This is a genomic window from Microcystis sp. M49636_WE2 (genome assembly GCF_030065375.1).
GTDB classification, from domain to species: domain Bacteria; phylum Cyanobacteriota; class Cyanobacteriia; order Cyanobacteriales; family Microcystaceae; genus Microcystis; species Microcystis aeruginosa_C.
This window is the reverse complement of the sequence record NZ_JASJFG010000506.1, coordinates 1-1,079: the sequence shown is the minus strand read 5'-3', so window position 1 is coordinate 1,079 and position 1,079 is coordinate 1. Positions and strand designations below refer to the sequence as shown.

At 34.5% G+C, this 1,079-nt stretch carries 3 protein-coding genes; all 3 read right to left on the bottom strand.

All coding sequences use genetic code 11. The features are described 5' to 3' along the window. Positions 1 to 106: 106 nt before the first annotated feature. Positions 107 to 400, bottom strand: a complete 294-nt coding sequence (locus PX484_RS11820) for a type II toxin-antitoxin system HicB family antitoxin (RefSeq protein ID WP_287767632.1) — start codon at positions 398 to 400, stop codon at positions 107 to 109. A gap of 204 nt (positions 401 to 604) precedes the next feature. Then, positions 605 to 937: a DUF5615 family PIN-like protein gene (locus tag PX484_RS11815; RefSeq protein WP_012266357.1), complete on the bottom strand. Its 333-nt coding sequence runs from the start codon at positions 935 to 937 to the stop codon at positions 605 to 607. Next, the coding region (locus PX484_RS11810) for a DUF433 domain-containing protein (RefSeq protein WP_288103980.1) at positions 921 to 1,079 on the bottom strand (159 nt) is incomplete at its 5' end. The genes PX484_RS11815 and PX484_RS11810, both read right to left, overlap by 17 nt.

Sequence of the window (1,079 nt, the reverse complement as noted above, 5' to 3'; positions counted from 1 at the left end):
TTTTTATGGGCAGATATTTTAAAACTGTCTCTTGAAGCTAATTATGATGATTATCTTGAAAAAAAATGATAATTAGACAGAAGTTCTCTTGTTCACATAGAGAACTTTATCTTCTTTTGTTTTCAAAATGAGAATTGCTGGCATAAACTTTTCTGAGTTCGTAAGTTTCGGGAGTTTCAGAATCTCCCACAGTTAAAAATTCATGAAGTTCGTCTATAGGAATAGGACTGGTATAGATATTGGCTTGATCACGATAAATCTCCCAAAAAGATTCAATCGCTTCTTTTAGTTTCTCAATAGCTTTTTCCTGAGTTTCTCCTTGTCCAACTAATCCATTTTCAAGACATAATGAGACCCAATAATCTGCACTTTTTCTCAGAATAACGGTATAAAAGTTCATGGTGATTGTTCCGTTGAAATTTTAATCGGAGATTAGAATTTACTCTAGCTTAATCTTAACACAAGACCAACCGAACAAACTCCCCTGACCTCAATCTTTTAAATTAACGTCTTTGGATCATTTCATCAATAAACAATAAATAAAGTGCATTATACTTTGTTAATGCACCCGATCAGAAAAGCGATCACTTAGGATAATATATGATTATGCAATTACTAAAACTGACTCGGTAGAATTATCGCTAAATCTCTTAATAGCTTGTTTATGTTTTAAAATAAGACTGATTAGATGATAAGTGGTACAATTTCCAATCCTCAACCAGATGAACTTTGGAGGTTGGCCATACAACAAACTCCGTTGATAAAAATCAGCATCTTTCGAGACAATTATAAATCCATTGATACGCGCATATTCCCAAATCCTTTGATCGGGAAACCCTTTTAGGCTACAATCTCTAACATGAGCGCTATCGGGAAAATGTGATACCAGTAACAGAGGTAGTTTAGGTGATAAGTTTTCGTCAAATAGCAGTTTCATAGGGAATAACCATTAAACGACGATCCCGCTCGGCGGCAAATGCAAAACAGGCTTGTATATCTTCTAAGGTAAGATCGGGGAAATCATCTAATATTTCTTCAATAGTCATCCCTCCTCCTAGATAATCAAAAATATCTGCTAC